24 protein-coding genes and 2 pseudogenes are annotated in these 26548 nt (G+C 71.7%); 23 read left to right on the top strand and 3 right to left on the bottom strand.

The genetic code is table 11. The features are described from left to right. Positions 1-255: 255 nt before the first annotated feature. From proS to IH44_RS0108385, 19 genes are all read left to right on the top strand, one after another. Positions 256-1668, top strand: a complete 1413-nt coding sequence (gene proS / locus IH44_RS0108475) for a proline--tRNA ligase (RefSeq protein ID WP_030458816.1) — start codon at positions 256-258, stop codon at positions 1666-1668. 423 nt (positions 1669-2091) lie between these two features. Further along, complete coding sequence (locus IH44_RS0108470; RefSeq protein WP_030458815.1) at positions 2092-2670, top strand: hypothetical protein; 579 nt, start codon at positions 2092-2094, stop codon at positions 2668-2670. Between the two features lie 327 nt (positions 2671-2997). Then, positions 2998-3426, top strand: a complete 429-nt coding sequence (gene rpsP, locus IH44_RS0108465) for a 30S ribosomal protein S16 (protein WP_030458814.1) — start codon at positions 2998-3000, stop codon at positions 3424-3426. 2 nt (positions 3427-3428) lie between these two features. Continuing rightward, positions 3429-3668 (top strand): RNA-binding protein, encoded by a 240-nt coding sequence (locus IH44_RS0108460; protein WP_030458813.1) that lies wholly within the window; start codon positions 3429-3431, stop codon positions 3666-3668. A 166-nt stretch (positions 3669-3834) separates the two neighbouring features. Continuing rightward, a complete protein-coding gene (gene rimM, locus IH44_RS0108455; protein ID WP_030458812.1) occupies positions 3835-4500 on the top strand; it encodes a ribosome maturation factor RimM in 666 nt (221 codons plus the stop codon). Positions 4501-4505: 5 nt separating this feature from the next. Next, positions 4506-5324: a tRNA (guanosine(37)-N1)-methyltransferase TrmD gene (gene trmD / locus IH44_RS0108450; protein WP_030458811.1), complete on the top strand. Its 819-nt coding sequence runs from the start codon at positions 4506-4508 to the stop codon at positions 5322-5324. A 156-nt stretch (positions 5325-5480) separates the two neighbouring features. Next, positions 5481-5831 (top strand): 50S ribosomal protein L19, encoded by a 351-nt coding sequence (gene rplS / locus IH44_RS0108445; protein ID WP_030458810.1) that lies wholly within the window; start codon positions 5481-5483, stop codon positions 5829-5831. Positions 5832-5896: 65 nt separating this feature from the next. Next, positions 5897-6796: a signal peptidase I gene (gene lepB, locus IH44_RS0108440; RefSeq protein ID WP_030458809.1), complete on the top strand. Its 900-nt coding sequence runs from the start codon at positions 5897-5899 to the stop codon at positions 6794-6796. 139 nt (positions 6797-6935) lie between these two features. Further along, a complete protein-coding gene (gene lepB / locus IH44_RS0108435; protein WP_051816674.1) occupies positions 6936-7916 on the top strand; it encodes a signal peptidase I in 981 nt (326 codons plus the stop codon). A gap of 204 nt (positions 7917-8120) precedes the next feature. Next, positions 8121-9035: a signal peptidase I gene (gene lepB, locus IH44_RS0108430; protein ID WP_030458807.1), complete on the top strand. Its 915-nt coding sequence runs from the start codon at positions 8121-8123 to the stop codon at positions 9033-9035. A 167-nt stretch (positions 9036-9202) separates the two neighbouring features. Next, positions 9203-9943, top strand: coding sequence for a signal peptidase I (lepB, locus tag IH44_RS0108425; protein WP_030458806.1), 741 nt, complete (start codon positions 9203-9205; stop codon positions 9941-9943). An 82-nt stretch (positions 9944-10025) separates the two neighbouring features. After that, the gene (locus IH44_RS0108420; protein ID WP_030458805.1) at positions 10026-10499 is read left to right on the top strand and encodes an NUDIX hydrolase; all 474 of its coding nucleotides are present in this window, start codon (positions 10026-10028) and stop codon (positions 10497-10499) included. A gap of 56 nt (positions 10500-10555) precedes the next feature. Further along, positions 10556-10882 (top strand): DUF2469 domain-containing protein, encoded by a 327-nt coding sequence (locus IH44_RS0108415; RefSeq protein WP_030458804.1) that lies wholly within the window; start codon positions 10556-10558, stop codon positions 10880-10882. A 276-nt stretch (positions 10883-11158) separates the two neighbouring features. Further along, on the top strand, positions 11159-11629 hold the full coding sequence (locus IH44_RS0108410; protein WP_369794916.1) for a YraN family protein: 471 nt from the start codon (positions 11159-11161) through the stop codon (positions 11627-11629). Beyond that, the gene (locus tag IH44_RS0108405) at positions 11630-13009 is read left to right on the top strand and encodes a YifB family Mg chelatase-like AAA ATPase (RefSeq protein ID WP_232794865.1); all 1380 of its coding nucleotides are present in this window, start codon (positions 11630-11632) and stop codon (positions 13007-13009) included. Between the two features lie 472 nt (positions 13010-13481). Then, positions 13482-14258 (top strand): hypothetical protein, encoded by a 777-nt coding sequence (locus IH44_RS49645; protein ID WP_232794864.1) that lies wholly within the window; start codon positions 13482-13484, stop codon positions 14256-14258. Beyond that, positions 14255-16153 (top strand): hypothetical protein, encoded by a 1899-nt coding sequence (locus tag IH44_RS42505; RefSeq protein WP_157852195.1) that lies wholly within the window; start codon positions 14255-14257, stop codon positions 16151-16153. Before IH44_RS49645 ends, IH44_RS42505 begins: the two co-directional genes overlap by 4 nt. Beyond that, the gene (locus IH44_RS0108390; RefSeq protein ID WP_030458799.1) at positions 16150-18249 is read left to right on the top strand and encodes a hypothetical protein; all 2100 of its coding nucleotides are present in this window, start codon (positions 16150-16152) and stop codon (positions 18247-18249) included. Before IH44_RS42505 ends, IH44_RS0108390 begins: the two co-directional genes overlap by 4 nt. Then, positions 18249-18650, top strand: coding sequence for a hypothetical protein (locus IH44_RS0108385; RefSeq protein ID WP_030458798.1), 402 nt, complete (start codon positions 18249-18251; stop codon positions 18648-18650). The genes IH44_RS0108390 and IH44_RS0108385 overlap by 1 nt, the downstream gene beginning before the upstream one ends. Positions 18651-18745: 95 nt before the next feature. On the opposite strand, the gene IH44_RS46330 is transcribed toward IH44_RS0108385, so the two are convergent. After that, a complete protein-coding gene (locus tag IH44_RS46330) occupies positions 18746-19099 on the bottom strand; it encodes a hypothetical protein (RefSeq protein WP_157852193.1) in 354 nt (117 codons plus the stop codon). Between the two features lie 218 nt (positions 19100-19317). Further along, a complete protein-coding gene (locus tag IH44_RS0108375) occupies positions 19318-20124 on the bottom strand; it encodes a hypothetical protein (RefSeq protein ID WP_035954404.1) in 807 nt (268 codons plus the stop codon). A 456-nt stretch (positions 20125-20580) separates the two neighbouring features. On the opposite strand from IH44_RS0108375, the pseudogene IH44_RS0108370 reads away from it, so the two are divergent. From IH44_RS0108370 to IH44_RS0108355, 4 genes and pseudogenes are all read left to right on the top strand, one after another. Then, a pseudogene (locus IH44_RS0108370) lies at positions 20581-21153 on the top strand (ATP-binding protein); the annotation flags it as partial. A 436-nt stretch (positions 21154-21589) separates the two neighbouring features. Next, the gene (gene dprA, locus IH44_RS0108365) at positions 21590-22831 is read left to right on the top strand and encodes a DNA-processing protein DprA (RefSeq protein ID WP_232794863.1); all 1242 of its coding nucleotides are present in this window, start codon (positions 21590-21592) and stop codon (positions 22829-22831) included. Positions 22832-23165: 334 nt separating this feature from the next. Next, complete coding sequence (whiG, locus tag IH44_RS49640) at positions 23166-25106, top strand: RNA polymerase sigma factor WhiG (protein ID WP_369794915.1); 1941 nt, start codon at positions 23166-23168, stop codon at positions 25104-25106. Positions 25107-25237: 131 nt separating this feature from the next. Beyond that, a pseudogene (locus tag IH44_RS0108355) lies at positions 25238-25810 on the top strand (TetR/AcrR family transcriptional regulator); the annotation flags it as partial. Between the two features lie 184 nt (positions 25811-25994). Here IH44_RS0108355 and IH44_RS0108350 read toward each other — a convergent pair. Then, a complete protein-coding gene (locus tag IH44_RS0108350) occupies positions 25995-26402 on the bottom strand; it encodes a M23 family metallopeptidase (protein ID WP_232794862.1) in 408 nt (135 codons plus the stop codon). Positions 26403-26548: the final 146 nt, after the last annotated feature.

The raw sequence follows: 26548 nt of genomic DNA, 5'->3' as shown, positions 1-26548 counted from the left end.
GCCCGGCCCCCCGGCCCCCCTCCCAGCGAACAGCGGGCCGCGTCCGCCGTCCAGAGGGGTGCGAGCAGGTATCCGTGCGCCGCGGGTGTGCGCCCCGGGGTGTGCGCGGGCGCGGCGCGTTCCGACCGGTCGGCCGTCCGGGGTTTGCGGGCGGGGTCCGCGTCCGGGGTTCGTGGGCGGGGTCCGCAGGCGGGGTTCGCGGGCGGGGCGAAACCGATTCACGGTCGGGCCCCGGTTTTCCGTACCATTCGGCCCATGGCTAAGGCACCCGTTCTCACTCCCCAGGCGGAAGACTTCCCCCGCTGGTACCAGGACCTCATCAACAAGGCCGAGCTGGCCGACAACGGTCCGGTGCGCGGCACCATGGTCATCCGACCGTACGGCTACGGCCTGTGGGAGCGGATGCAGCAGGAGATGGACGCGCGGATCAAGAAGGCGGGCGCCCAGAACGCCTACTTCCCGATGTTCATCCCGCAGTCCTACCTGACCAAGGAGGCCGAGCACGTCGAGGGCTTCGCCCCCGAGCTCGCGGTGGTCACCCACGGCGGCGGCAAGGAGCTGGAGGAGCCGGTCGTCGTCCGGCCCACCTCCGAGACCATCATCAACGAGTACTTCTCCAAGTGGGTGCAGAGCCACCGGGACCTGCCCCTGCTGATCAACCAGTGGGCCAACGTGGTCCGCTGGGAGCTGCGCCCGCGCGTCTTCCTGCGCACCACCGAGTTCCTCTGGCAGGAGGGCCACACCGCCCACGCCACCTACGAGGACGCCCGCGCGTACGCCTCGCGGATCCACACCGACGTCTACGGCGACTTCATGACCAACGTGCTGGGCATCGACGTGGTGCTCGGCCGCAAGACCGCCAAGGAGCGCTTCGCCGGCGCCATCAACACCCTCACCCTCGAAGGGATGATGGGCGACGGCAAGGCGCTGCAGATGGGCACCAGCCACGAGCTGGGCCAGAACTTCGCCAAGGCGTTCAACACCACCTACCAGCTGCAGGGCGCCGAGCGCGAGCACGTCTGGCAGACCTCCTGGGGCGTCTCCACCCGCATGGTCGGCGGCCTGATCATGTCCCACGGCGACGACAACGGCCTGCGGGTGCCGCCGCGGCTGGCCGCCGTGCAGGCCGTGGTGCTCGCCATCAAGGGCGAGGACGCGGTGCTGGCGAAGGTCCGCGAGATCGGCGCCCAGCTGGAGGCGGCGGGCGTGCGGGTGGTCGTCGACGACCGCACCGACACCCCGTTCGGCCGCCGCGCCGTGGACTGGGAGCTCAAGGGCGTCCCGCTGCGGATCGAGGTCGGCCCGCGCGACCTGGAGGCCGGCACCGCGATGCTGGTCCGCCGGATCGCCGGCGGCAAGGAGCCGGTCGCGGTCGACTCCCTGGCCGCGATCGTCCCCGGCATCCTGGAGGAGGACCAGGCGCAGCTGCTGCGCGAGTCCCGCGAGCGCCGCGAGGCCCGCACCGTGGACGTCAAGACCATCGAGGAGGCCGCCGAGGCCGCCACCACCGGCTGGGGCCGGATCTCCTGGGCCGACCTCGGCCCCGAGGGCGAGGCCAAGTTGGCCGAGCAGGGTGTTTCGGTGCGCTGCCTGATCGCCGAGGACGGCTCGGTGCCGGCCGCCGACGACCAGCCCGGCAACCTCGCCCTGGTCGCCCGCGCCTACTGAGCCGCCCCGCCGCGGCCGCCTTTCCGGGGCGGCCGCGGACCGGCCTCCGGCCGACCCCGCTCCCGTGAACTGCGCGGCCGGCCGCTTTCCCGGTGAATTCCCGAACCCCGGCCCGGGTGCTGGCAGTTGAGACTACTCACCAGTCAACTCCCCGAGGTACTCCACAAGCGGTACGGTGTACGGCCCGTGGCCCTGTCAATTTTCGGACAGGACGCGGGCCGTCCGTCGTGGGGATGTTGGGCTCCGCGGCGGGTGCCGAGAGCCCGGCGAAACCCGCCGGCTCCATACGTGCAGGGGGTTGGTCTTGCGTCAGTCCGGAGCCGCGCAATTCGCGCGCGGAAGTGCATTTCTGAGAGTCCGCTGGGAATTCCCGAACCGGGGCGTCCGCCGGAACACCACCGCTCTCCCCGTCGTTGGTACAGCGTGAGCACGACACAGCCCCTCGTCCTTGCGGCCGAACTGGCCGCCGCCTGGAGCGACATCCAGGCCCACCACCGGGACCTGCCCGACCTGGCGTCGCCCGAGGCGCTGATCGGCGAGTCCTCGTCCGCCTGCGGCACCCAGCTCAACTTCGAGCGGCTGCTGCACGAGGCCGCCCACGGCCTGGCCGCCGCGCGGGAGATCCGCGACACCTCGCGGGCCGGGCGCTACCACAACCGCCGCTTCCTGCTGCTCGCCTCCGAGCTGGGCCTGGCCCACCCGGTCGAGCCGCACGCCAGCAGCGGCTTCTCCCAGGTGACGATGGGGCACGAGACCCGCGACCGCTACGCCGAGACCATCGAGCGTCTCGACCGCGCGCTCGGGGCGCACCAGCTCGCCGTCGCCGGCGAGGGCAACCACCGCGCCTTCCGCGGCCCCGCCGCCCGGCACGGCTCCTCGGGCGGCGGCGTCCGGGTCAAGGCGGTGTGCGGCTGCGGTCGCAACGTCCGCGTCGTCCCGTCCGTGCTGGCGCAGGCCTCGATCGTCTGCGGCGCCTGCCAGCAGCCGTTCAAGATCGCCTGAACCCGTCGCACGGCGCGCGATCCGCATCACGCACGATCCGCATCACGCACGATCCGCATCACTGCACGACGCCCGGTCCGAGTGACGCACGACGCCCGGTCCGGGTGACGCACGACCCGAGTGACGCCCTGAGGTCCTGCCGTTCCGCGCGGGGGCGCGGTCCGGGGGGACCTCTGCGGTGTGGCAGAATGGATGGCTGAGTACTCGGCAGCCAAGACAGGACCCTCTCTCCTAACGGCTGGCGTGTCCCTTGAACGGCACCTCGCGCCGCAGCCCCACGCGGCGGAGCGCTGCTCACCCACGTCAAAACCAGGAGAATCCACACCCGTGGCTGTCAAGATCAAGCTGAAGCGTCTGGGCAAGATCCGCTCCCCGCACTACCGCATCGTCGTCGCCGACTCGCGCACCAAGCGCGACGGCCGCGCGATCGAGGAGATCGGCCTCTACCAGCCGACCTACAACCCCTCGAAGATCGAGGTCGACGGCGAGCGCGCCCAGTACTGGCTGTCCGTCGGCGCCCAGCCGACCGAGCCGGTGCTCGCCATCCTCAAGCTGACCGGCGACTGGCAGAAGTTCAAGGGCCTGCCGGCTCCGGAGCCGCTGAAGGTGGCCGAGCCCAAGGTCGAGGACTTCTCGCACCTGTTCGCCAAGGCCGTCGCCGGCTTCGAGGACGCCACCACCGGTGTCGCCATCACCCCGAAGGCCAAGAAGTCGGACAAGGCTGACGAGGCCGAGGCCGCTTCCACCGAGGCCTGAGCATGATCGAGGAAGCCCTCGACCACCTGGTGAAGGGCATCGTCGAGCACCCCGACGAGGTGCAGGTCCGCTCGCGCAACCTGCGCCGCGGCCACACCATCGAGGTGCGCGTGCACCCCGACGACCTCGGCAAGGTGATCGGCCGGGGCGGCCGTACGGCTCGCGCACTGCGCACCGTGGTCGGCGCCCTGGGCGGCCGCAACGTCCGGGTCGACCTGGTCGACGCGGACAGCCTCCGCTGACCTCCGCTCGACCGCCGAGGGCACCGACCGCGAGGTCGGCCACCGGGTTTCAGGACCGGCCGGGACGCATCCGTCCCGGCCGGTCCTTCCTCGTTTCCGGGACCACCGCCGTCCCTCCCGCCGCAAGTACCCTTCAGCTCCATCACCTTCCAGGAGAACGATCACCGTGCAGCTCGTCGTCGGCAAGATCGGCCGCGCCCACGGCATCCGGGGGGACGTCAGCGTCGAAGTCCGCACCGACGAGCCGGAGCTGCGGCTCGGGCCCGGCGCGGTCCTCCTCACCGACCCCGCCGCCACCGGACCGCTGACCGTCGAGAGCGGCCGGGTGCACAGCGGACGCCTGCTGCTGCGCTTCGCCGGGGTCAAGGACCGCACCGCCGCCGAGGCCCTGCGCGGCACCATGCTGATCGCCGAGATCGACCCGGACGAGACCCCCGAGGACCCGGACGAGTACTACGACCACCAACTCATCGGCCTGGACGTGGTGCTGGCCGACGGCACCCCGGTCGGCGAGCTCACCGAGGTGGTCCACCTCCCGTACCAGGACCTGCTCACCGTCGAGCGCCCAGACGGCACCGAGGTGCTGATCCCGTTCGTCGAGCAGATCGTCCCCACCATCGACCTGGACGAGCAGCGCGTCGTCATCACTCCGCCGCCCGGCCTGATCGACCCGGTCGACGCGGGTTCGGGCGCGGGCTCGGGCTCGGGCGCGGGTTCGGATGGAGACGCGGGTTCGGACGGAGACGCGGGCGAGGGCGCGGACTCGGATGCCGGCTCGGGCTTGGGTTCGGGTCCGGGCTCGGGTTCGGGCGAGAACGGTGGTGGCGCGTGAGCGACATGCGGATCGACGTCGTCACGATCTTCCCCGAGTACCTGGAGCCGCTGAACGTCTCGCTGGTCGGCAAGGCGCGCGCCCGCGGGCAGTTGGACGTGCACCTGCACGACCTGCGCTCCTGGACCACGGACATCCACCGCACCGTGGACGACACGCCCTACGGCGGCGGGCCCGGCATGGTGATGAAGCCGGAGCCGTGGGGCGCCGCGCTGGACGCCGTGCTGGCCGCCGGGCCCGAGGGCGAGGTGCCGACCCTGGTGGTGCCCACCCCCAGCGGACGCTCCTTCACCCAGGAACTGGCCCAGGAACTCGCCGCCCGCCCCTGGTTGGCCTTCGCGCCCGCCCGCTACGAGGGCATCGACCGGCGGGTCATCGAGGAGGCCGCGACCCGGATGCCGGTGGTCGAGACCTCGATCGGTGACTACGTGCTGGCCGGCGGCGAGGTCGCGGTGCTGGTGATGGTCGAGGCGATCGCCCGGCTGCTGCCCGGTGTGCTGGGCAACGCCGAGTCGCACCGCGACGACTCCTTCGCCCCCGGCGCCATGGCCGACCTGCTGGAGGGCCCGGTGTACACCAAGCCCGCCGAGTGGCGCGGCCGGGAGGTGCCGGAGATCCTGCTCAGCGGCCACCACGGGAAGATCGCCCAGTGGCGGCGCGAGCAGGCGTTCGCCCGCACCCTGGCCAACCGGCCCGACCTGGTGGCCCGCTGGCAGCGCGAGGCGTTCACCAAGAAGGAGCGCGAGGCGCTCAGCGTGCTCGGCCTGGCCTGGGACGAGGCCGCCGGCCGATTTCGGTCCGTGGCCGAGCCTGTGGAACAATAGGCGACTGTTGTCTGCCGCCCGGATCTCCTCACGGGGAGCCAGTGGACCGGTGCCCCCGCCACGGGGGGATCACCGCCAGCCGAAGCGGCCCGCAACACCACCCAGTCGAATCGAACTTCCGTGGGCGGCCCGTGGCGCCTGCGATGGAGAGCAACGATGAGCAACAAGCTCGCTGCTGTCGACGCGGCCTCGCTGCGCACCGACATCCCCGCCTTCCGCCCCGGCGACACCCTCAAGGTGCACGTCCGAGTCATCGAAGGCAACCGCTCGCGCGTCCAGGTCTTCCAGGGCGTCGTCATCCGCCGCCACGGTGCGGGCATCGGTGAGACCTTCACCGTCCGCAAGGTCAGCTTCAACGTCGGCGTCGAGCGCACCTTCCCGGTGCACACCCCGGTCGTCGAGAAGATCGAGGTCGTGACCCGCGGTGCGGTCCGCCGCGCCAAGCTGTACTACCTGCGCGACCTCCGCGGCAAGGCCGCGAAGATCAAGGAGAAGCGCGACGCGTGATCGCGCAGGCTCAATCGGGGTTGGCCCTCCAACCGGTGTAGACCGGGGGGATAAGCTCACCCCCGATGAGCACGCACGAGCCACCGACGGACCGCGACGGCAGTCCCGCACCCACGGGTGCGGACTCGCCGTCGCGGTCCGCCGCCGTTTCCGCCTCCGGAACCCCGGGAGCTCCTGGAGCCCCCGGAACGGCCACCGTCGCCGTTTCCGGCCCGAGCCCGAGCCCGGACGGTGAGGTCGGCGCCGAGGGAGACCGGGGCGCCGAGGGCGAGGCGGGTGCTGACGACGACCACGGCGGCGGGCGGCGGTGGTCGCGCGACCTGCTGTGGATCGCGGCGGTGTGCGTGGTCGTCCTGCTGGTGGTGAACGCCTTCGTGGTCCGGCCGTTCGCGGTGCCCTCCGGTTCGATGGAGGGGACGCTGCGACCGGGCGACCGGGTGCTGGTCAACCAGCTCGCGTACGCCTTCGGCGGGCACCCGCAGCGGGGCGACGTAGTGGTCTTCGACGGCATCGGCTCCTTCCTGCCGTACCAGGACGAACCGTCCGGCCTGAAGCGGCTGTTGACCGGCGCGGGCCTCGCCCCGGCCGGTGACACGGTCTACGTGAAGCGGGTGATCGGCGTCGGCGGGGACCGGATCACCTGCTGCGGCACCGACGGCCGGCTCAAGGTCAACGGGGTGCCGCTGGACGAGAGCGCGTATCTGCTCCCCGGCGACGCCCCGTCGGCGGTACCGTTCGACATCGTGGTTCCTGACGGCAAGTTGTGGATGATGGGCGACCACCGCAGCGCCTCCCGCGACTCCCGTGACCACCTCGGCGAGCCCGGCGGAGGCGCCGTGCCCGAGGACAAGGTGATCGGCCGCGCCGACTGGGTGATGTTCCCCCTCGGCCGGGCCACCTCCCTCGACCGACCGGCGGCGTTCGCCGCGATTGAGGGGACTGGTGGCCATGGGGAGCAGAGGTAGACCCAGGACCGCCGCCGACGGCCCGTCCGACTCCGCGGACCCGGGCCGCACCTCCTGCACCGCCTCCGGCCCTGACTCCGAGCCCGGCTCCGGACCTGGTTTCGGACCGGACTTCGCAACCGGTGCCGACCCCGGGTCCGTGTACCTGATCCCCGCAACGCCCCCCGCGGACGGAGCGGAGGACGTGGACGGCGAGGAGCACGGCGGCAGCCGCTCCGGGGGCAGTGGTGGTGACGGCGGCGGGAACGGTGCGGACGACGCGGGTGGCCGCTCCGCCCGGGGCCGCGCCGAGCGCCGCCGCAGCGCCAAGCGCGCCGCGCGCCGCAGCCGGCGCTCGTTCCTGCGCGAGCTGCCGGTGATCGTGCTGGTGGCCCTGGTCATCGCGCTGGTGATGAAGACGTTCCTGATCCAGGTGTTCGTAATTCCCTCCGGTTCGATGGAACAGACCCTGCGGATCGGCGACCGGGTCGTCGTGGACAAGCTGACCCCGTGGTTCGGCGCCGAGCCGGAGCGCGGCGAGGTGGTGGTCTTCAAGGACCCGGGCGGCTGGTTGGAGAACGACCACAAGCGGTCCACGGACGGGCCCGTGCTGCGGAACGTGAAGTCGGTGTTCTCCGCGGTGGGGCTGCTCCCCTCCGACGACGAACGGGACTTGATCAAGCGGGTGATCGGCGTCGGCGGCGACACCGTGGAGTGCTGCGACGAGCACGGCCGGGTGAGCGTGAACGGCACCCCGCTGGACGAGCCGTACATCGCGGCCGGCAACTCGCCCTCGCGGATCACCTTCAAGGTGACGGTCCCTCAGGGGCGGCTCTGGGTGATGGGCGACCACCGCGACCTGTCCGCCGACTCTCGCTACCACATGGGCAATCCGGGCTCCGGGACGATCCCGGTGGAGAACGTGGTCGGACGCGCGTTCGTGGTGGCCTGGCCGCTCTCCCACTTCGGTCAACTCGACGTTCCCGATTCACTCTCCTCCCTTCCGGGGCGGACAGCAGGATCGGCGGCCGTTGAACCGGTTCCTGCGGAACCCCCACTCGTTATGGGTGTGTTGGGCGTCCTTCCGCTCCTCACCCGGCACCGCAGAACGCGCCGGAGGGGCGGGCCGGTGGCCGACTGACATCCGGGTCGGCGCGTGGGAGCACGGGCACGTCGACCGGTAGTGATAGAGAAGTGTGAAGTGCTCGGTTCCGGCCTGGTGTCGGGCCTGCCCCAGTAGGGCAAGCCAGAGGCGGGCTTTCGGTCGATCGCAGAGTGTGGTGCCCGCTGTGCGGCACTCGTGAGCGCGGGCGCGCAGGCGTCCGCACAGCAGGGAGGAGATGTCGTGGGGGATCTGGTGATCGGTGCCCGCTCAGGTGCTCCGGAGCCCGACGGGGAACCCGTGGGCAACCAGGAGGGGCTGCCCGCCGGTGACGGCGAGGAGCTCCGGGACACCGAGGACGGGGCGGAAGCCACCGGGGATTCGGCGGCGACGTCCAGGAAGGCACCGAAGCAGCGTTCCTTCTGGAAGGAACTGCCGATCCTGATCGGCATCGCGCTGATCCTGGCCCTGGTGATCAAGACCTTCTTCGTCCAGGCGTTCTCGATTCCCTCGGGGTCGATGGAGAACACGCTGCAGGTCGGCGACCGCGTCCTGGTCGACAAGCTCACTCCCTGGTTCGGCTCGGAGCCGGAGCGCGGCGAGGTGGTGGTCTTCAAGGACCCGGGCGGCTGGCTGAACGACGAGCCGACCCAGCGCAGCGACAACTCCTTCGTCCGCGGCGTGCAGGACGTGTTCAGCTTCATCGGGCTGATGCCGTCCAGCGACGAGAAGGACCTGATCAAGCGGGTCATCGCGGTCGGCGGCGACACCGTGGAGTGCCAGGGCTCCGGCCCGGTCAAGGTGAACGGCGTCGCGCTCGACGAGCCGTACATCTTCCCCGGCAACACCCCGTGCGGGGAGAAGCCCTTCGGCCCGGTGAACGTGCCCAAGGGCACCATCTGGGTGATGGGCGACCACCGCGGCAACTCGCTGGACTCGCGGTACCACATGGACCAGCCCGGCGGCGGAACCGTCCCGGTCGGCAACGTGGTGGGCCGCGCGTTCGTGGTGGCCTGGCCGATCGGCGACTGGGCGACGCTGCCCGTCCCGGACACCTTCGACCAGAAGGGGCTGGCCGCCGGACCGCTCGCTCCGGCGATGGCCGGTACGGCGCTCGCCGTCCCCGCCGTGTGGTGGGTGCGCAGGCGCCGCCGCTGACCGGACACCGACCGGCCGGGAAGACCCCTTGCGCGGGCCGTGGTACTGGCGAGTAATCTGCTCGCACGTGCCGCGGCCCGCAGTGCTGTCCGGACCAGGACGGCCGGCGGCGCACCGGCCGCGAGCGCTCGTCCGGAGCGCCCGAGCACCAGGAGAGGGCGGAGCCGATGAGCAGCGTCGCGGAGCAGACCCCGCGCACCGAGGCCGGGCCGGCCCGCCGCCGGAGCGCCGGGTCGATCGCGCAGGGCGTGGTGATCGCGCTCGGCTTCGTGATGCTGGTCGGCGGCTTCGGGACGCTGGCCCTCCAGTACCGGCCCTACAAGATCCCGACCGGTTCGATGAGCCCGACCCTGAGGGTCGGCGACACCGTCCTGGCCCGGACCGGCGGATCCGCCGGCCGCGGTGACATCGTGGTCTTCCAGGACCCGGACTGGGGCAGCGCGACCTTGGTCAAGCGCGTGGTCGCGGTCGGCGGCGACACCGTCTCCGGCGGCCGCGACGGGCGGATCGCCGTCAACGGGCACCAGGTGTCCGAGCCCTACCTGACCCCTGCGGCGATGAACACGACCGAGTTCTCGATCACCGTGCCCGAGGGGCGGTTGTTCCTGCTCGGCGACTTCCGGGGGAACTCCCTGGACTCGCGCAGCCACCTCGACGTGGCGTTCGGCTCGGTGCCTGCCTCCGAGGTGAAGGCGAAGGTCGAAGCGGTGATCCAGCCACTGTCCCAGGCCGGGCTGAAGCAGCGCACCACGGCCTTCGACGAACTGGGCGCACCGGGTGCGCACCACCCCGGCCCGCTGGTGCCCGCCGCGTGGACGGCGGCCGGCGGCGCGGTGCTGATCGTGGTCGCCTCCGCAGTCGGCTGGGTGGTCTCGCTGGCCGGGCGGCTGCGGCGGCGGAGGGCCTGATCCCGGGGCCGGCGGCGCACCGGCCCCGGCATCGGCACTGGCCAGGAGACGAGCCCAGCGCTTCAGGACGGAGCTGAACCAGATGGTGGTCGAGCATCGCCGGGCCGTCCGGGTGCTGCTGTTGGACCCGGACGACCGCGTCCTGCTGCTGCACGGGACGGACCCGGCCGAACCCGGGACCACCTGGTGGATCACACCCGGCGGAGGCATCGAGCCGGGCGAGAGCCCGGCCGAGGCGGCCCGGCGCGAGCTGGCCGAGGAGATCGGGCTGACGGACGTGGACTGGGGACCGCTGGTCGCGTACGGCACGGCGGAGTTCTCCTTCCGGGGCAGGGAGTATCGACAGGAGCAGTGGTTCCGACTGGCCCGCACCACCAGGACCGCGGTGTCACTGACGGAGGGCGGAGCGGACGAACACGCGCTGCTGCTGGCCGTCCGCTGGTGGACGGTGGGGGAGTTGAGGGCCACGGGGGAGACCGTCCACCCCCGCGGACTGGTCGAACTGGTGGCACGGGTTCTGACGGAAGGACCGCCAGAACGGCCAGTAAGGCTCTGAGCACGGGCCCGGTGGTCCACAATGGGGTGGACGTGACGAGTGAGGGGACGCTTGGAATGAGTGCCGAAGACCTCGAGAAGTACGAGACCGAGATGGAGCTCAAGCTCTACCGGGAGTACCGGGATGTCGTCGGCCTGTTCAAGTACGTGATTGAGACCGAGCGGCGCTTCTATCTGACGAACGACTACGACCTCCAGGTGCACTCGGTGCAGGGCGAGGTGTTCTTCGAAGTGTCGATGGCGGATGCGTGGGTCTGGGACATGTACCGACCGGCCCGGTTCGTTCGGAAGGTCCGCGTGCTGACGTTCAAGGACGTGAACATCGAGGAGCTGGCCAAGAGCGACCTCGAGCTGCCCTCGGACGACTCCGCCTTCGGTAACTGACCGCCCCGCGACCGGGCGATCGGTTTCCGGCGGGCCGGGTGCCCGGCGGGAACGGCACGGCCGACCGTGCCCTCCTGCCGGGGCTGTCGCACCTCCGTGAGCTGCGACGGTGCCCGGGCCACCGAGATTGACTGCGCTGATCGAGCACTGTCCAGCGCATTTTTCGATTTGTCGCTCGAACGGGTGAACCAAGTTATCCACAGGCCCGGGTTATCCACAGGCCTGACGATTCCGCTGGCCCGCCCTCGGCGCCTGACGGCAACCTTCCGACCGGAGGTGATTGCCGTGCAGAACCCCAACAAGATTTCCACCAACGGCCTCGGACGCTACGGCGAGGAGGTCGCCGCCCGCCGACTCACGGAGGGCGGCCTGTGCATCCTGGAACGCAACTGGCGCTGCGCCGACGGCGAGCTCGACATCGTCGCGCTCGACGGGGACACCCTGGCGATCTGCGAAGTGAAGACCCGCTCCGAGTGGGGCTTCCAGCAGCCCGCCGAGGCGATCGACCAGACCAAGGCCGACCGGCTGCGCCACCTCGCCGAACGGTGGCTCGCCGAACGCTGGCCGGTGCACTTCTCCCAACTCGTGCTCGCCGCCGAACGGGCCGGGGGCGTCGATCCGCAACCCGACGCGGAGAGCGGCGGGCCGGCCCCGCCGCCGCCCGGCGGCGTCCGCATCGACCTGGTCGCCGTGGTCAACCCCCGCCGGGGCGCCGCCGCGGTCGAGCACCTGCGCGGGGCGGTCTGAATGGCATTCGCCCGCACCTGCTCGGTCGCCCTGGTCGGCGTGGACGGCGTCGTGGTCGAGGTCCAAGCCGACCTCGAACCCGGACTCGCCGCCTTCAGCCTGGTGGGCCTCGCCGACAAGGCCCTCCTGGAAGCCCGCGACCGGGTCCGCGCCGCCGTCTCCAACAGCGGGGAGAAGTGGCCGCTGCGAAAACTCACCGTGGGCCTCACCCCGGCCTCCGTACCCAAGAGCGGCAGCGGGTACGACCTGGCGGTGGCCTGCGCCGTCCTGGCGGCCGCCGAACGGCTCGACCCCGCGTCGATCGACGGCATGCTGATCATCGGAGAGCTCGGACTGGACGGCCGCGTACGCCCGGTGCGCGGAGTCCTGCCCGCGGTCCTGGCGGCGGCCGACGCCGGCTACCGGCAGATCGTGGTCGCCGAGCAGACCGCCGCCGAAGCGAAACTGGTGCCCGGCGTCTCCGTCCTCGGAGTGCGCAGCCTGCGCCAGCTCATCGCGATCCTCACCAACGCCCCCGTCCCCGACGAGCCACCGGACCCGTCCACCGGCCGTCCCGACTCCTCCTTCGCCGGGCTGCTGCTCCCCGGCCTCGGCGTCCGCGACCTCACCTCGGACCAGGCCGTCCGACCCGACCTCGCCGACGTGGCCGGGCAGGACGAGGCCCGCCAAGCCCTGGAGATCGCTGCAGCAGGCGGACACCACCTCTACCTGAAGGGCCCGCCGGGCGCCGGCAAGACGATGCTGGCCGAACGGCTCCCGGCCCTGCTCCCCCCGCTCACCCCCAGCGAAGCCCTCGAAGTGACCGCGATCCACTCCGTGGCCGGCCTGCTCCCACCCGACCGCCCGCTGATCGACACCCCGCCCTACTGCGCGCCGCACCACTCGACGACCATGCCCGCCATCGTCGGCGGCGGAACGGGACTGCCCAGGCCCGGAGCCGTCTCCCTCGCCCACCGCGGCGTGCTGTTCCTCGACGAGGCACCCGAATTCCCGGTCCGGGTCCTCGACGCACTGCGCCAACCCCTGGAATCGGGGGAGGTGATGATCGCCAGAGCCGCAGGCTCGATGCGGCTGCCCGCCCGCTTCCTGCTCTGTATCCGTTATGCGGTTGTGAACATGTCCAGGGCTAGAGTCCGACACTATGTCGATCTTGGGATGGCGGGTGTTCTTCACTCGCCGGGACCTGGCGCGTCCGCGCACGGAGTCCTTTGCGTACACGGACCCGGGTGTGCTGGACGAGTGGCTGGACGGTCATGGTGTTCTGGACGGGCAACCGTTCCTGATCAGCCCGACGGGCGGGTACGACACCGATCTGAACAGGTACTTCGCCACGGTGCTGAGCGCGAGTCCGTGGAACACGCAGGCCGCGGCCGCCCGTGACCTGCGGGGGTTCTTGAACTTCCTCTGGTTCAGCCGGCCGCCGGTGCTGTCGCCCGGGGGCGGGGCCGCCCGCGAGCGAATATGGCGGGACGCGGTGCCGGAGGACCGGGCCGCGTACGAGCGGTGGAGGCGCAAGGACCCCGCCGGGCCGAGGGTGGAGGACTCGACGTGGGACCGGGAGGTCTCCACCGTGAACGAGTTCTACCGGTGGGCGATCTCGGTAGATCTTGTCCGGGTCAACCCGATAGTTCAGCGGGTGGTGACGCTCCCGGACCCGGTTCGCGGGTGGCGTGAGCATCTGGCGCCGGCTGAGTCGTCGCACGCCGGTCCGCGCCGGGACGTGAAGTGGCTGCCGCCGGCGGCCTACGCGAGGTGGCGTGACGTCGGGGTCCGCGGGTTCGGCCCGGACGGGCTGCCCTGGCCGGGGTTCCGTGGCCGGTTCGCCGCCCGGAACTCCGCGTACACGGACCTGATGGTCCGCACGGGTCTGCGGCTGGCCGAGCAGAGCGCGTTGACCCTGTTCGAGTTGCCGCGGGTGGAGCCGGGGGTGCACAACGCCCGCACCCGGCTGCCGAACGCGGTGGCCAAGAACGGGTCCGGCCGGGTGGTCTACATGCCGGTGCTCGTGCTGCGGGACGTCTGGGAGTACGTCGAGGTGGACCGTGCGGAGGCCGTCGAGGACGCCCAGCACCGGGGCCGCTACAAGGCGGTGCGCTCGCCGTTGGTGGTCGAGGACCGGGAGCGGGCCGCGGTGCGGCTGTCGGGCCGGTGGGTGCCGGTGGCCAGGTTGGAGCCGCACGAGCGGCGGCGCCTGTTCATCGAGGGCGAGAACGGGTTGGAGCCGGCCGCCTTGTGGTTGACCGAGCGGGGGATGCCGATGACGCCCGCCGGGTTCCAGCAGGTGTTCAAGGACGCCAACGCCCGCTGCCGCAGCCACGGGCTGAGCGACCGGGCACACCCGCACATCCTGCGGCACTCCTACAGCGTGGTGACGCTGGAACAGCTCTGGCGCGGGCACTTGCAGGCCCTCGGCGAGATGAACCCCGGTCAGCGCGAGATGTTCCAGATGGTCTTCGGCGACCCGCTGAACTGGCTGCGGATCAGACTCGGACACCGGTCGGTGATCACTACTCAGCTCTACCTGCACACGCTGCAGGAGTTGGAGTTGGAGACCCGGCTCGCGCTGATCCCGGCCGACGCCTGGGCGCCGAGCGGGTTCTGTCCGCAGGGATGGGAGACGGCCGCGTGAGTACGATTTCCGTCCGGCCGGGCCGCGGTCGGTCCGCCGCGCTCCCCGCAGGCCTCTACGAGCCGCCGTCGGCGGTCCGCCCGACTCCGGCGGGGGTCACGGTCGTGTTCGACGGCGAGGACGGCCGGCACAAGGTGTTCTCGCTGGCGGGGCTGCCGCTGCCCGGCTGGCACGAGGACCTGGCCGCAGCCGAGGCCGAGAGGTTCGGACCCACCGGCACCTGCCGCACCCTCCACAGCGCCGAGCACGTCCACTACTCGGCCCGGTTGCTGCTGGCGTTCCTGGCCACGCTGGACAGCCCGCCCGTGGACCCCGGCGAGCTGAGGGAGTCCCACCTCCTGCGGCTGCGGCTGCACCTGCAGAACCGGGGGAACAACACCGCCTTCACCGGCCGGTTCGGGGCGGTGGTGCTGCTGTTGCGCCGCCTGCCGCCGGGGCGACTGCGGCCGGACGTGGTGGACTTCCTCGCCCGTCGTGGGCACGTCGCCGGTCGCCCGCAGGAGGGCCGGCCCGGCTACTCGGAGCGCGAGTTCGCCGCGATCGTCACGGCCGCCCGCAGCGACGTCGCCGCCATCCGGGACCGCATCGCGGCGGGCGAGGCGGAGCTCGCCCGGATCGAGGCCGAAGGTCTGGACGTCTTCGAGGGCCAGGAGCGCACCGACGCGGAGCGGCTGCTGCGGCTCGCCCGCACCGGAACCTCCCGGGGCATCCCGAACGGCCGCACCCTGCCCCGGGGCATGGTCGGCAACCACTGGCGCCGGCTGCTGGCCCAGCGACTGTTCCTCACCGAGCCCGACCTGACGCCGCTGCTGATCCTGGGCGTCGCGCTGACCGGCCGGAACGTCGAGACGATCAAGGAGCTTCCGGCGGAACACCGCCTCTTGGAAGAACGGGCCGTCGCGGTCAACCTGCTGAAACGGCGCCGCGCCAAGAGCGCCAGCCGGGAGACGGTTCACTGGGAGATCGGCCTGCCGAGCCGTCAGCTCCACACCCCGGGCGGCTACTACCTGCTGCTGCACCGGCTGACCGCCCGGAGCCGGTCGTTCTCCGGCGGCGAGCATCTGTGGTCGGTCTTCGCGGGACTCGACGGCCGCCGCGCCGACCACTACGAGCACTGGGAGGCCAAGCAGAAGGCCGCCGGCCACGTCGCCCCGTTCGCCCTACGGATGAACACCAGCGGCCAGCTCTCGCTGAAGCAATGGTCCGCCTCCCACGGCCTGCGCGACGACGCGGGGGAGCCGTTGGAGGTGACAAACAACCGGATCAAGACCACGGTCGAGGTCCGCACGACCAGGGCCCTGGGCGGGCATCTGCCGACCGCTTCGCGGACCAACACCCTGGACGTCTCGTTCCGCCACTACCTCAAGCCCGACCCGCGCATCCGGGACTGGGCCGAGCGCGTCATGGCCCAGGCCCTCGCCGACGCCGAGAAGCACGCGCGGGCCGCCACCGCCAGGGTCCTGGACCAGGCCGCCGAGACCGCCATGGCCGAAGACCCGCACGCGGCGGCGAAGCTGCTGGGCACCACGCCGGGGAAGATCTCCGCGGCCCGGGACGGCCGACTGGACACCCTGGCCAGCGCCTGCCTGGACTTCGAGAACGGCCCGTTCGACGAAGGACCGTGTCGGCAGTCGTTCCTGACCTGCCTGCGCTGCGAGAACGCGCTGGTGCTGGAGAAGCACCTGCCCGCACTGCTGGCACTGCTGGACAAGATGCGGGCCGAACTCGACGCCGCGAACGTCGCCGACTGGTGCCGCCGACACGCCGTCACCTGGCTGGTCGTCACCCGGCGCATCCTGCCCCGCTTCACCGCGGCCCAGATCCGCAACGCCGAGGCCGCCAAGCCGGCCCTGCCGATCGCCGCCCTGTTCGACGGGCCGAAGGAGACCACGTGACGACGCCCGCCCCGTCCACGGCCACCGCCTCGCGGTTCGCCCCCGACGCCCTGGTCCTCGGCGACCGGCCGCTGAGGCCGGGCGTCCTGCCGCAGGACACCTCCCGGTTCGGCGACGACGTGTGGAAGCTCAAACCGGCGATCGTCCAGGACCACCACCGCGAACTGATCTTGAACTTCCCCATGATCCCCGCCTGCTTCCGACAGGTGGCCAAGGAGCTGATGGCCTGCGAGCTCGCCAACGACCTTCCGCCCGGCGAGCGGCCCGCCCGCATCTTCACCCTCCGCGGGCACTTCGCCGACCTGCGGCTGTTCCTGGGATGGGCCGCCGAGCGGGTCACCCGCCTGTGCGAGCTCACCCCCGCCGACCTCGCCGACTACCTCACCCACCTGGGCACCCTGCGGATCGCCCTGGACACCCACCGGACGAAGACGTTCGTCGCGCGGAAGCTGTGGCTGTTCCGCGCGAAGCTCTCCGACGCACTGTCCTTCGACCCGGCCACCGTCCCCGGCTGGCTCCGCCCCAAGCGCCGCAACGACGGGGAGAACACCACCGAGCGCATCCCCGAACAGGTCATCGGCCCCCTCCTGACCTGGGCGCTACGCTGGATCGAGGACTTCTCGGACGACGTTCTGCGGGCCCACGACGAGTACGCCGGGCTCCGGGACAACAGCACCCCCAACCGCATCCGCCGCGGGGCGCCGAGGATCAAGGGAGCACCCGCCCACCTCGCCGTGGTCCTGGACCGCTACCGCGCGCAGGACCAGCCACTGCCCGGCGCCCGCGGCTGCCGCAGTCAGAAGACCGACACGCTGGTCGTCAACACCAGCCACCTCGCACGCCAAGTCGGCTGCAACCGGGGCGCGTTCAACACCGACACCTGCCGGGCGATGATCGCCGAAGCCCAACGGGACCTCGGCCTGGACGACGACACCTACCTCCTCGCCCAGGTCGCCGGCCGGATCGACGGCCGACCCTGGCGCGGCCGGATCGCCTACGAGGACGTCCCGCGGCTCGACCGGCTCTTGGCCGCGGCCTGCTACGTCGTCATCTCCTACCTCTCCGGCATGCGGGACAGCGAGGTCAAGCACCTCGCCGGCGGCTGCCTGAGCAAGGCCGCCACCGAGGACGGGCACACCTACCGGCGCCGGGTCACGAGCCTGGCCTTCAAGGGCGAACAGGACGTCCGCGGAGCCGAAGCGCACTGGGTGGTCGGCGAACCCGTCGAACGCGCGATCCGGATCATGGAACGGCTCGCCCCGGACGGAAACCAGCGGCTGTTCAGCGTCCTCGCCAGCTCGCCGCACTACCGCCGCACCGACCCGAACCGGTCGAAGACCAGCACCCAGACCGTCACCGACCTGCGGTTGTTCATTGACTGGATCAACGACTACTGCACCGCCCACGGCCGCACCGACACCATCCCGCACGTCAACGGCCGGCCCTGGCCGATCACCACCCGCCAGTTCCGCCGCACCCTCGCATGGTTCATCGCCCGCAGGCCCGGCGGCAGCATCGCCGGCGCGATCCAGTACCGGCACCTCAGCGTCCAGATGTTCGAGGGCTACGCGGGCACCTCCGAGTCCGGGTTCCGCCCCGAAGTCGAAGCCGAACAGGCACTCGCCCGCGGCGAACAACTCCTGGACCTCGCGGCCGTCGGCGAACACCACCGGCTGACCGGCCCGGCCGGTGCCGAGGCCGAACTGAGGCTCGCCGAGTTCGCCCAGCACGCCGACTTCCCCGGCAAGGTCGTCACCGACCCCGTGCGCCTCAAGCGGCTCATGGCCCGGCACGACCCCCACATCTACCCCGGCAGCTTCGTCACCTGCGTCCACGTCCCCGACCGGGCCCTGTGCCGACGCGCAGAGGACAGCGCCGACGGCCCGTCCCTGCCCGACTGCCAACCCCTGCGCTGCCGCAACGTCGCGCTCAACACGGACAACCGGGACGCCCTCGCCGAACACCTCCACCACCTCGCCGCCGCCCTCGCCGAAGGCGAAGCGCTGGCGCCCTTCCCCCGCCAGCGACTCCAGCAGCAACACGACGAGATCACCGACTTCCTCACCCGCCACACCCCCGACCAGGAGCACCGCTGATGCCCCAACTGCCCACCGACACCGAGGTCCGGGCGGCGATGGACGCCGTGATCGCCGACGCCGCCCGCACCGGCCGCGCGCCCACGGTCGCCGAGGTCGAACGCCGCCTGGGCATCCGGCACGCGACGTTCTACCGGCACTTCCGGTCACTGATCATCGAGCACTTCCGGCCGAAGATTCCACCCATCAGCGCACCCGCAAAACCGGCGACCGCCGAGGCGAACGACGGCAAGACGATCACACGACTCCGCCAGGAGAACACCGAACTCCGCAAACTCCTGAACATCTACGCAGAGACGATCCGGCAGCTCACCACAGACAATTCCGATCTCAAGTCACAGCTCCAGAGGTCCAGCGGAATTGTCCACTTGGACACCAGGAGACCGCCGTCGCACCTGTGACGGACTCGGCCCCGATCGCCCGGCCGGTATCGACGCTCCCGGTGTGAGGGTGGTCACGGAACAGCTGTTCCGTGACCACCCTCACACCGTTCGGCCTACTCCTTTGCCTTGATCTTCGCCCACGCAGCGGCGAGACCGGCGATGACCAGGAGGAGGGAGGCCACCAGGGACGGGCTCAGGAAGAGGGTGATCGCCAGTCCGATCACGATGACCAGCAGGAAGACGAAGAGGTTCTGGTGGAACGTTCGCCCGTCACCGCCCCCGACTGGGGATGGATCGCCTGTTGGACCAGCGGCGTTCTGGCCGCCCGCGGGAGGTGCGGGAGGCGCTGCGGCGGCAGATGCGGCCGGTTCGGCCGGTCCGATTGCCCCCGATCCCTCTCCAGAGCTATGGTTGTGATAGTTGACCGTGATAGTATTCGCAATGAATTGATGTCCATTGTTGGACATGGGACCCTCCAAAGGGTTCGTTGATGGGTTTCGTGAAATGTCGCCTGGGCATCCGGCAAGATAGTCAGGCGACATTTCCATTATATCATGAATGCGCGGGCAATTTCCACTCCTCGTGCTTTCCTTGCCCAATTGGGGCCACTGCCTTCGTGAATGCGTCCGAGGCGGTTCGCGGCTATAGCAATACAAGGCTTTATCGCTTTCCTTCCTTTGGTGGATCAGCCCGCCGGCGCCGGGGTCGCCTTCGACTTGCGCACCCGCAGCGACGCGACGAGCCGGTACTCGTACACCAGAGTGCTGCCGGTGGGGGACAGCGGAGCCTTCACGTACCTCTCCCGGCGCTCCACCAGGTTGAGGGAGATCAGCTTCTGGAGGCCCCGCAGCTGGGTGTCCGCGGACCAGCCGTACCACTCCGGCGCCCGCTCGGCGGGGAACTGCGACCACGGCTTCTCCCGGGCGATCGCCAGCAGCAGGGCCAGGCCGGGGAGGTCGAGCTGGGTGTCGTAGCCCCTGACCCAGAAGGCGATGGGAATCTGCAGGAAGCGGTCCGCCTCCGCCTTCCCGTTGGGGCGGGTGTACTCGTCGCCGGAGCCGTCCTCGCAGAGCAGGGTGACCGAGATCTTCGTGCTGCTGCGGGGGCGGGAGCACCTGATGAGGTTCATCGCCTGCAGCTGCTTCAGCGTCCTCCAGGCCGCGGTCCGGGCGGACTGATCGGTGGTGGTCAAGGTGGTGTCGAACAGACGCGCCCAGGTCATGCTGTCGAGCGTGGTGGTCCAGCCGTCCTCGTTCTCGCTGCTGCAGGCCGCCACGGTGATCAAGTACGCCTTCAGGGCCCGCAGGTTCCCGTTGGTGACGAAGCGCTTCAAGGGTCCGTGCCGGCTCTCCCCGCCGCGGTGGGCCTGCACGAAGGTCTTGCGGTAGGGCGCGGCCTTCCTCTTCGCGCGCTCCAGCAGCGCCGTGCGCGTCTCCTGGCCGGAGACCTCCGGCGGCTGTACGTCCGGGTTGGTCGTCGTCGTCTTCTTCATGTCCTCGAAGTTAGACGTACGACCAGTGGCCAATCAACCTGAGTGGCTTCATCGATCTGACTGCACCAGCGGGTCCCATGTGAGATCCATGTGCGAGGACCAGATGCGAGTACCACATGTAGAGATACATGTGAGTACCGACTATGGGAATCCAGACCGGCACAGCGGTTGGATCTGTACGGCCGGCCGCCTGCCCATGGTTGGCGCAGCGAGAGGCGCCGACCAACTCGATTTTTTCGCAGATCGGCCCCCGGGCCCGGCTCACCGTCCACGGGCCTGCCGCTTCCTGGCTTCTCCTCCATGTACCTGAGCCTGCGCTCCCAAGGTGGACGATCTTGGATTCACCGAATGACATGGCCATGAAAGGGGCGCGTGCCCCACCCGGCCGGGTGGGGCACGCGGTACCTCTTTCGCTCGCTTTGTGGACAACGGACAGCTTCAAAGCCTCCTCATAACCTGGCCGCCAACCCCTGCCCCTGCGGCCGCTATTCACTGAGAGGAGAAGGGTGCGAATGCACACCCGTCATGGTCAACCGCTACCAAGCACGGCTGTCCGGTCCGCTGCTGGACCGGGTGGACCTCCAGGTGCAGGTTGCCGGAGTCACCAAGGCCGAACTGATGCAGCAAGGCGGAAAGGCCGAGAGCACGGCGACGGTCGCCGCACGCGTGCGGGAGGCCCGGGCACGGGCCGCCGCTCGCCTCGCCGACACCCCGTGGCGGACCAACGCCGAAGTGCCCGGGCACGAACTGCGCACGCGCTGGCAGCTCGCACCCGGATCGCTGGCCGACGCCGAACGTGACCTCGACCGGGGCCTGCTCACCGCACGCGGTCTCGACCGCGTCCTACGGGTGGCCTGGACGGTCGCCGACCTGGCCGGCCGGAACTGCCCGAACCGGTCCGACATCCAGACCGCGCTCACCCTCCGCACCGGGGTGCGGCGCGTCCTCCGCCCGACGGACCGCAGGAACGACCCGCGCTACCCGTACGAGGACGCCGACAGGGACACCGACTCGGGCGGTGAGTTCTGACCGCCCCACCTCCCGACACCCTCAACAGCCCAACGGCTGAATGGCCCAGCCCTGTTCGACCTGGTCGCGGTCCAGGTGGGAGACATTCCCTCCGCCGCCGGACGGGCAGGCCGCAGTAGCAGAAGGAGCATCAATGACCTGGTACCCCGCGCCTCTCAACCGCACCGGCCTTCCCGCCGCCCCACCGCAGGCGCCGGCAACCGACCGGCCCGTGCCGTGTACCGGCACGCGCAGGCCTGGCACCGTACGGCCGGGCGGGGGCGATCGCTGCCAACTCCCGGACGGTCCGGAGCCGTCCGGCCCACCGGGCCGGTCGTGCCCGCCACACCCGCCCGATGTGGCCGACCAGGCTGACACCCGGGTGGCGCGCGGCGGAAACGAGCGGCTCCGACACCTGATCCAGGGCGGCGGCCCACCGGCGGTACACCGCGCGACGGTGGCTTCGGCTCCCGACCGCCTCCTCCCGACCGGGGCGGCACGGGTCGAGCACCGGACGATCCGGCCCACGGGCTGGGCCGCGCCGGTGGCCCCGCCGGATCCGCCCGAGCCCGAGCGGATCGCCCGGGCGGCGCTCACCAGGCTGATCGAGCCGGGCGACGCCGCGATCGGCCGAGCGGTCCAACGGCTGGGCGTGGTCGGGCTGTTGCAGGGGTTCTACGAGGGGGCGCCAGCGAGCAGGCTGGGGCTCGGGACCGACCGGATCACCGCCTACCAGGAGAGGCTGCGAAAGTTCAACCCGGCCACCGACCTGGAGCGGATCACCAAGCTCGGTGGGAAGTTCATCATTCCGGGCGACAGCGAGTGGCCCTCTCAGCTCGATGACCTCGGCGACAGCCGTCCGATCGGGCTGTGGATCCGGGGCCTGCCGACGCAGCGGCTGCCGTCCCTCCGCCTGCTCGCTCTGCGGTCCGTGGCCGTCGTCGGAGCGAGGGCCTGCACCGCGTACGGCCGACACGTCGCCGGTCAGCTCGGCTCCGAACTGGCCGAGCGCGGCTGGGTGGTGGTGTCCGGCGCGGCCTACGGGGTGGACACCGCCGCGCACCTCGGGGCGCTCGCGGTCAACGGAATGACGATCGCCGTGCTCGCCAGCGGCGTCGACATCTGCTACCCGCGCGGGAACGAGTCGCTGATCGAGCGGATCGGCCGGGACGGGCTGCTGGTGAGCGAACTGGCACTCGGGATGAACCCGACCCGGTTCAGGTTCGTGCTGCGGAACCGGGTGATAGCGGCGCTCACCCGCGGCACGGTGGTGGTCGAGGCCGCGCCGCGCAGCGGCGCACTCAGCACCGCCCGGCGGGCCCGGGATCTCAACCGGCACACCATGGGCATCCCCGGCCCGATCACCTCCGAACTCTCGGCGGGCGTGCACACCCTGATCAGGAGCGGGGCGGCCACCATGGTCACCAGTGGTGCCGAGGTGGGCGAGTTGATCGGTGCGATCGGAGCCGACCTGGCGCCGGAGCGGGTCGGGCCGATCCTGCCGAGGGACGCGCTTGAGCCGCCGGTGGCCCGAGTGCTGGAAGCCGTGCCGGCGAGCGCGGACGGCGCGCCGGTCCAGCGGCTCGCCCACTACGCGGCGCTCTCCGAGGCCGCGACCGTCCAACACCTCCACGAACTGAGTTCGCTCGGTTTCGTCGAGCGGCACGGAGCGCACTGGAGGCTGGTGCGCCGCAAGTGATCGCATTCGGTCAGAGCCGGACAGGCTGAAGGGTTCCGAACGGGTCAACCGGTCAACAGGAGGTGGTGCAGGGCGAGTTGGGGGACGATGGCAGGGCGGCAGGGTCGGTCGGGCGCCGCGACGAAGGTTCGGGCCCGGGGCGCTCGGAGTCGGCGCGCAGGTCCGTGCTGGTCGGCGGGTCGGCCAGGCGGGAGCACCCGGGACGGGTCGGGGGCTGTCCGCGACGCGCCGATGGTGCCCTTTGCTGCCACCGGATCGGGCGACGCCCGAGTGGCGGTAGCACTGTGCAGCGACTCGGTCACGCTACGCTCGCGTATGGCGTCCCTATCAGCACATGACTCGGCAGAACGGCGCAGACCAACGCATGCCCACTCACATTCCCGGACACAGGATGACCGGTGACGGTCGGTCCCCGGACGGGACGGGGGCCGAGACCCACAACGCCGCGGAACTGCGGGTCAGGTCCTCGGGAGTCGTGGGAATGACGAGGCCGGGCAACACCCCGACCGCGGCCCCACAGTCCCAGACCCGTCCCGTCCCGTCCTCGCCCCTCCCGCGTCCACCGGCTCCGCCCGGGCCTGCAGCCCGGTCGGCCCCGCCGGGGTCCACCGCCCGGCCGACTCCGGCACGTCCACCGGCCGACCGGACCGGTCAGGTGCTGCCCTGCCCGCAGGCAGCACAGCCCGTCGCGGTGGCGACATCGCGGCCGCGCGGGGAAGAGGACACCGGTACGAACACCGGCACGGGCGTTCGGCCGGCCGGGCCGGCCAGAGCCGGCGGCGCTCGAATCGGCGGTACCGGTGCGGTCGGTACCAAGGCTGGTGGGGCCAAGGTCGGTGGCCAGGGCGGGGCCGGTCAGGCCGGCAACGGCGATCGGAGCAGCGGTGGGTCGGGCGGTGACCGGCCGCGGCCCGGTCCGGCCACCGCCGAGCCCCCGGCTCCGTCCCCGGCCTCGACTCCGCCCTCCGCCGGGCGCCCGGTACGAGGTCAGGCCAAGCGGGGGGCACGGGCGAAGGCGAAGGAGTCCTCCGCCCGGAGCGCCCAACTCCGCAGGCAGGCGGGCGGCCCGCCGCCCGCGCGCTCGCCGGAGCCTCCGGTCCGGAACTCCGGTGAGGGCCCGAGCGCCGGGCCAGGTGCACCACCATCGGTGCCGCTGCCCGCCCCGGCCACCGTTCCGGGCCCGGCCTCGGCTCCCACCGCGGCGGAGACGTCGGCCGGCGCCGCTGCGCCGACCGGGACGGAGGTTCCTGGCGGAGCCGAAGCCCCGGTGGTGGCGAAGCAGGGCGCGAAGGCGTCCGTGAGGACCGATGACCGTCGGGGCGCGCCGGGTACCTCCGGTGCATCGGGCTCATCGGATGCGTCGGGTCCGTCGAGCGGACGGACCGGCGCGGATGACGGCGCGGAGGCGGGTGCGCGAGCCGGAGCGACGGTGCCTGCACCGTCCCCCGCACCAGGTGCGCGCAGCGGTGCGGCGGACGAGGGCGGAAAGAGCGGCGACCGGGCGAAGGACACCGACCAGTCCGCGCTGCAGGCGCTGTGGCGCTCCTACAAGGAGACCGGGGACCACGGGCTCCGGGACCAGTTGATCCTGCACTACTCGCCGCTGGTGAAGTACGTGGCGGGTCGGGTCGGGGTCGGGCTGCCGGCCAATGTGGAGCAGGCGGACTTCGTCTCCTCCGGGGTGTTCGGGCTGATCGACGCCATCGAGAAGTTCGACATCGACCGGGCGATCAAGTTCGAGACCTATGCGATCAGCCGGATCCGCGGTGCGATCATCGACGAACTGCGGGCGCTGGACTGGATCCCCAGGTCGGTGCGCCAGAAGGCCAAGGCGGTCGAGCGGGCCTACGCCACGCTGGAGGCCCGGCTGCGGCGGACTCCGCACGACCCCGAGGTGGCGGCCGAGATGGGCATCCCGCTCGACGACCTGCACACCATTTTCAGCCAGTTGTCGCTCGCCAACGTGGTGGCGCTGGACGAACTGCTGCACTCGGCGGGTGAGGGCGGCGACCGGCTCACCCTGATGGAGACGCTGCCGGACAGCGGTGCGGACAACCCGGTCGAGATCGCCGAGGACCGCGAACTCCGGCGGTTGCTCGCCTCGGCGGTCAACACCCTGCCCGAACGGGAGAAGACCGTCGTGACGCTCTACTACTACGAAGGCCTGACGCTGGCGGAGATCGGCCAGGTGCTCGGGGTGACGGAGAGCCGGGTCAGCCAGATCCACACCAAATCGGTGCTGCAGCTGCGGGCGAAGATGTCCGATGCCCGGTGAGCGGCGGCAGGTGCGGGCGGCCGGAGGACAGGTGCAGCGCGGCGCGTGGTGGCTGGTGGACGCGTGATGTCGTGTCCACCTGCCGTCAGCGTCCGTACAGTTGGGGAGTGCCGAAAATCCGGGCGGCCACGGTGGCCGAGCATCGACAGTTGCAGCGGGCAGCGCTGCTGCAGGCCGCGCGCGTCCTGCTGGCCGAGGGCGGCCGGGAGGCGCTGAGCTTCGGCGCGCTCGCGGCGCGCGCCGGTCTCGCGCGCTCCTCGGTGTACGAGTACTTCCGCTCCAAGTCCGAACTGGTGGAAGCGCTCTGTACGGTCGACCTCCCGCTCTGGGCGGCCGAGATCGAGGCTGGCATGGCGGTCTGCGACAGTGCGGCCGAGCGGATCGAGGCGTACGTCCGCGGCCAGGTGGCGCTGGCCACCGACCCGGTGCACCGCGCCGTGGTGGCCGTCGCCGAGTACGAGCTCGACGACGCCGCGCGGTCCAGAATCCGGGCGGCCCACTCCGGGCTGACCGCGATGGTGGTGCGCACCCTGGAGGAACTCGGCCACGGCCGGCCCGGTGTCGCGGCGGCGCTGCTCCAAGGCGTGGTGGAAGCGGCGGTCCGCCAGATCGAACGGGCCCGCGGCGAGGACGGTACCGCCGGAGTCGCGGCCGTCCGGGAGATCGCCGACGCCGCGGTGCGCTTCGCCCTCGACGGCCTGCGCCCGGGCGGCCCCCAGCCGGGGCAGTCGCAGGCACAGACGCAGGCGGACGACCGCCCCGACCGGCCAGGCGACCCCCACCGCCCCAGCGGCACCGACCGTCCCGGCGGCACCGACCGTCCCGGCGGTACGGGCCGCGCCAACGGTGCGGACGAGTAGCCGGAGCCGGACGGGAGCTGATCGGGCGTCAGGGCGGGCCGAGCGGTAGCAGCCGGGCCCGGCCGGAGCCGAGCAGGGCGAGCGGGTCGAGGTAGCGGTTGCCGCGGAGCAGGCCCCAGTGCAGGCAGTCGACCGGGCAGTGTCCGGAGTCGGCGGTCACCGCCCCGATCGGGTCGCCCGCCGCGACGCCCGTGCCGACCGGAGCGGAGCCCGCCACCGGCAGGTAGGTGGTCCGCAGCGGGGGAGCGCCCGAACCCGGGTGGGTCACCACGACCACCGGGCGTCCGGCCACCTGCCCGGCGAAGGTCACCACCCCGGGCGCCGCCGCCCGCACCACCGTGCCCGGCGCGGCCGCCAGGTCCACGCCGCGGTGCCCCGCGGCCCAGCGCGAGGGCGGTGGGTCGAACCGCCGCAGCAGCCCCGACCGGCCGCCCACCGGCCACACCCGCCCCCGCCCGGGCCCCGGTTCCACGGCGAGGGAACGCACCACCGGGGCGGCCCCCATCGCAAGGGCCTCGACCGGAAGGGCCCCAGTCGGAAGGGCCCCGGCCGACGCCGGCGCCAACCCGCCGAGCGCCACCG

Origin of the sequence: Kitasatospora sp. NRRL B-11411 (genome assembly GCF_000721345.1) — a bacterium.
GTDB classification, from domain to species: Bacteria; Actinomycetota; Actinomycetes; order Streptomycetales; family Streptomycetaceae; genus Kitasatospora; species Kitasatospora cineracea.
The sequence above is the reverse complement of the archived record's forward strand: the minus strand, read 5'-3'. Positions and strand labels throughout refer to the sequence as shown.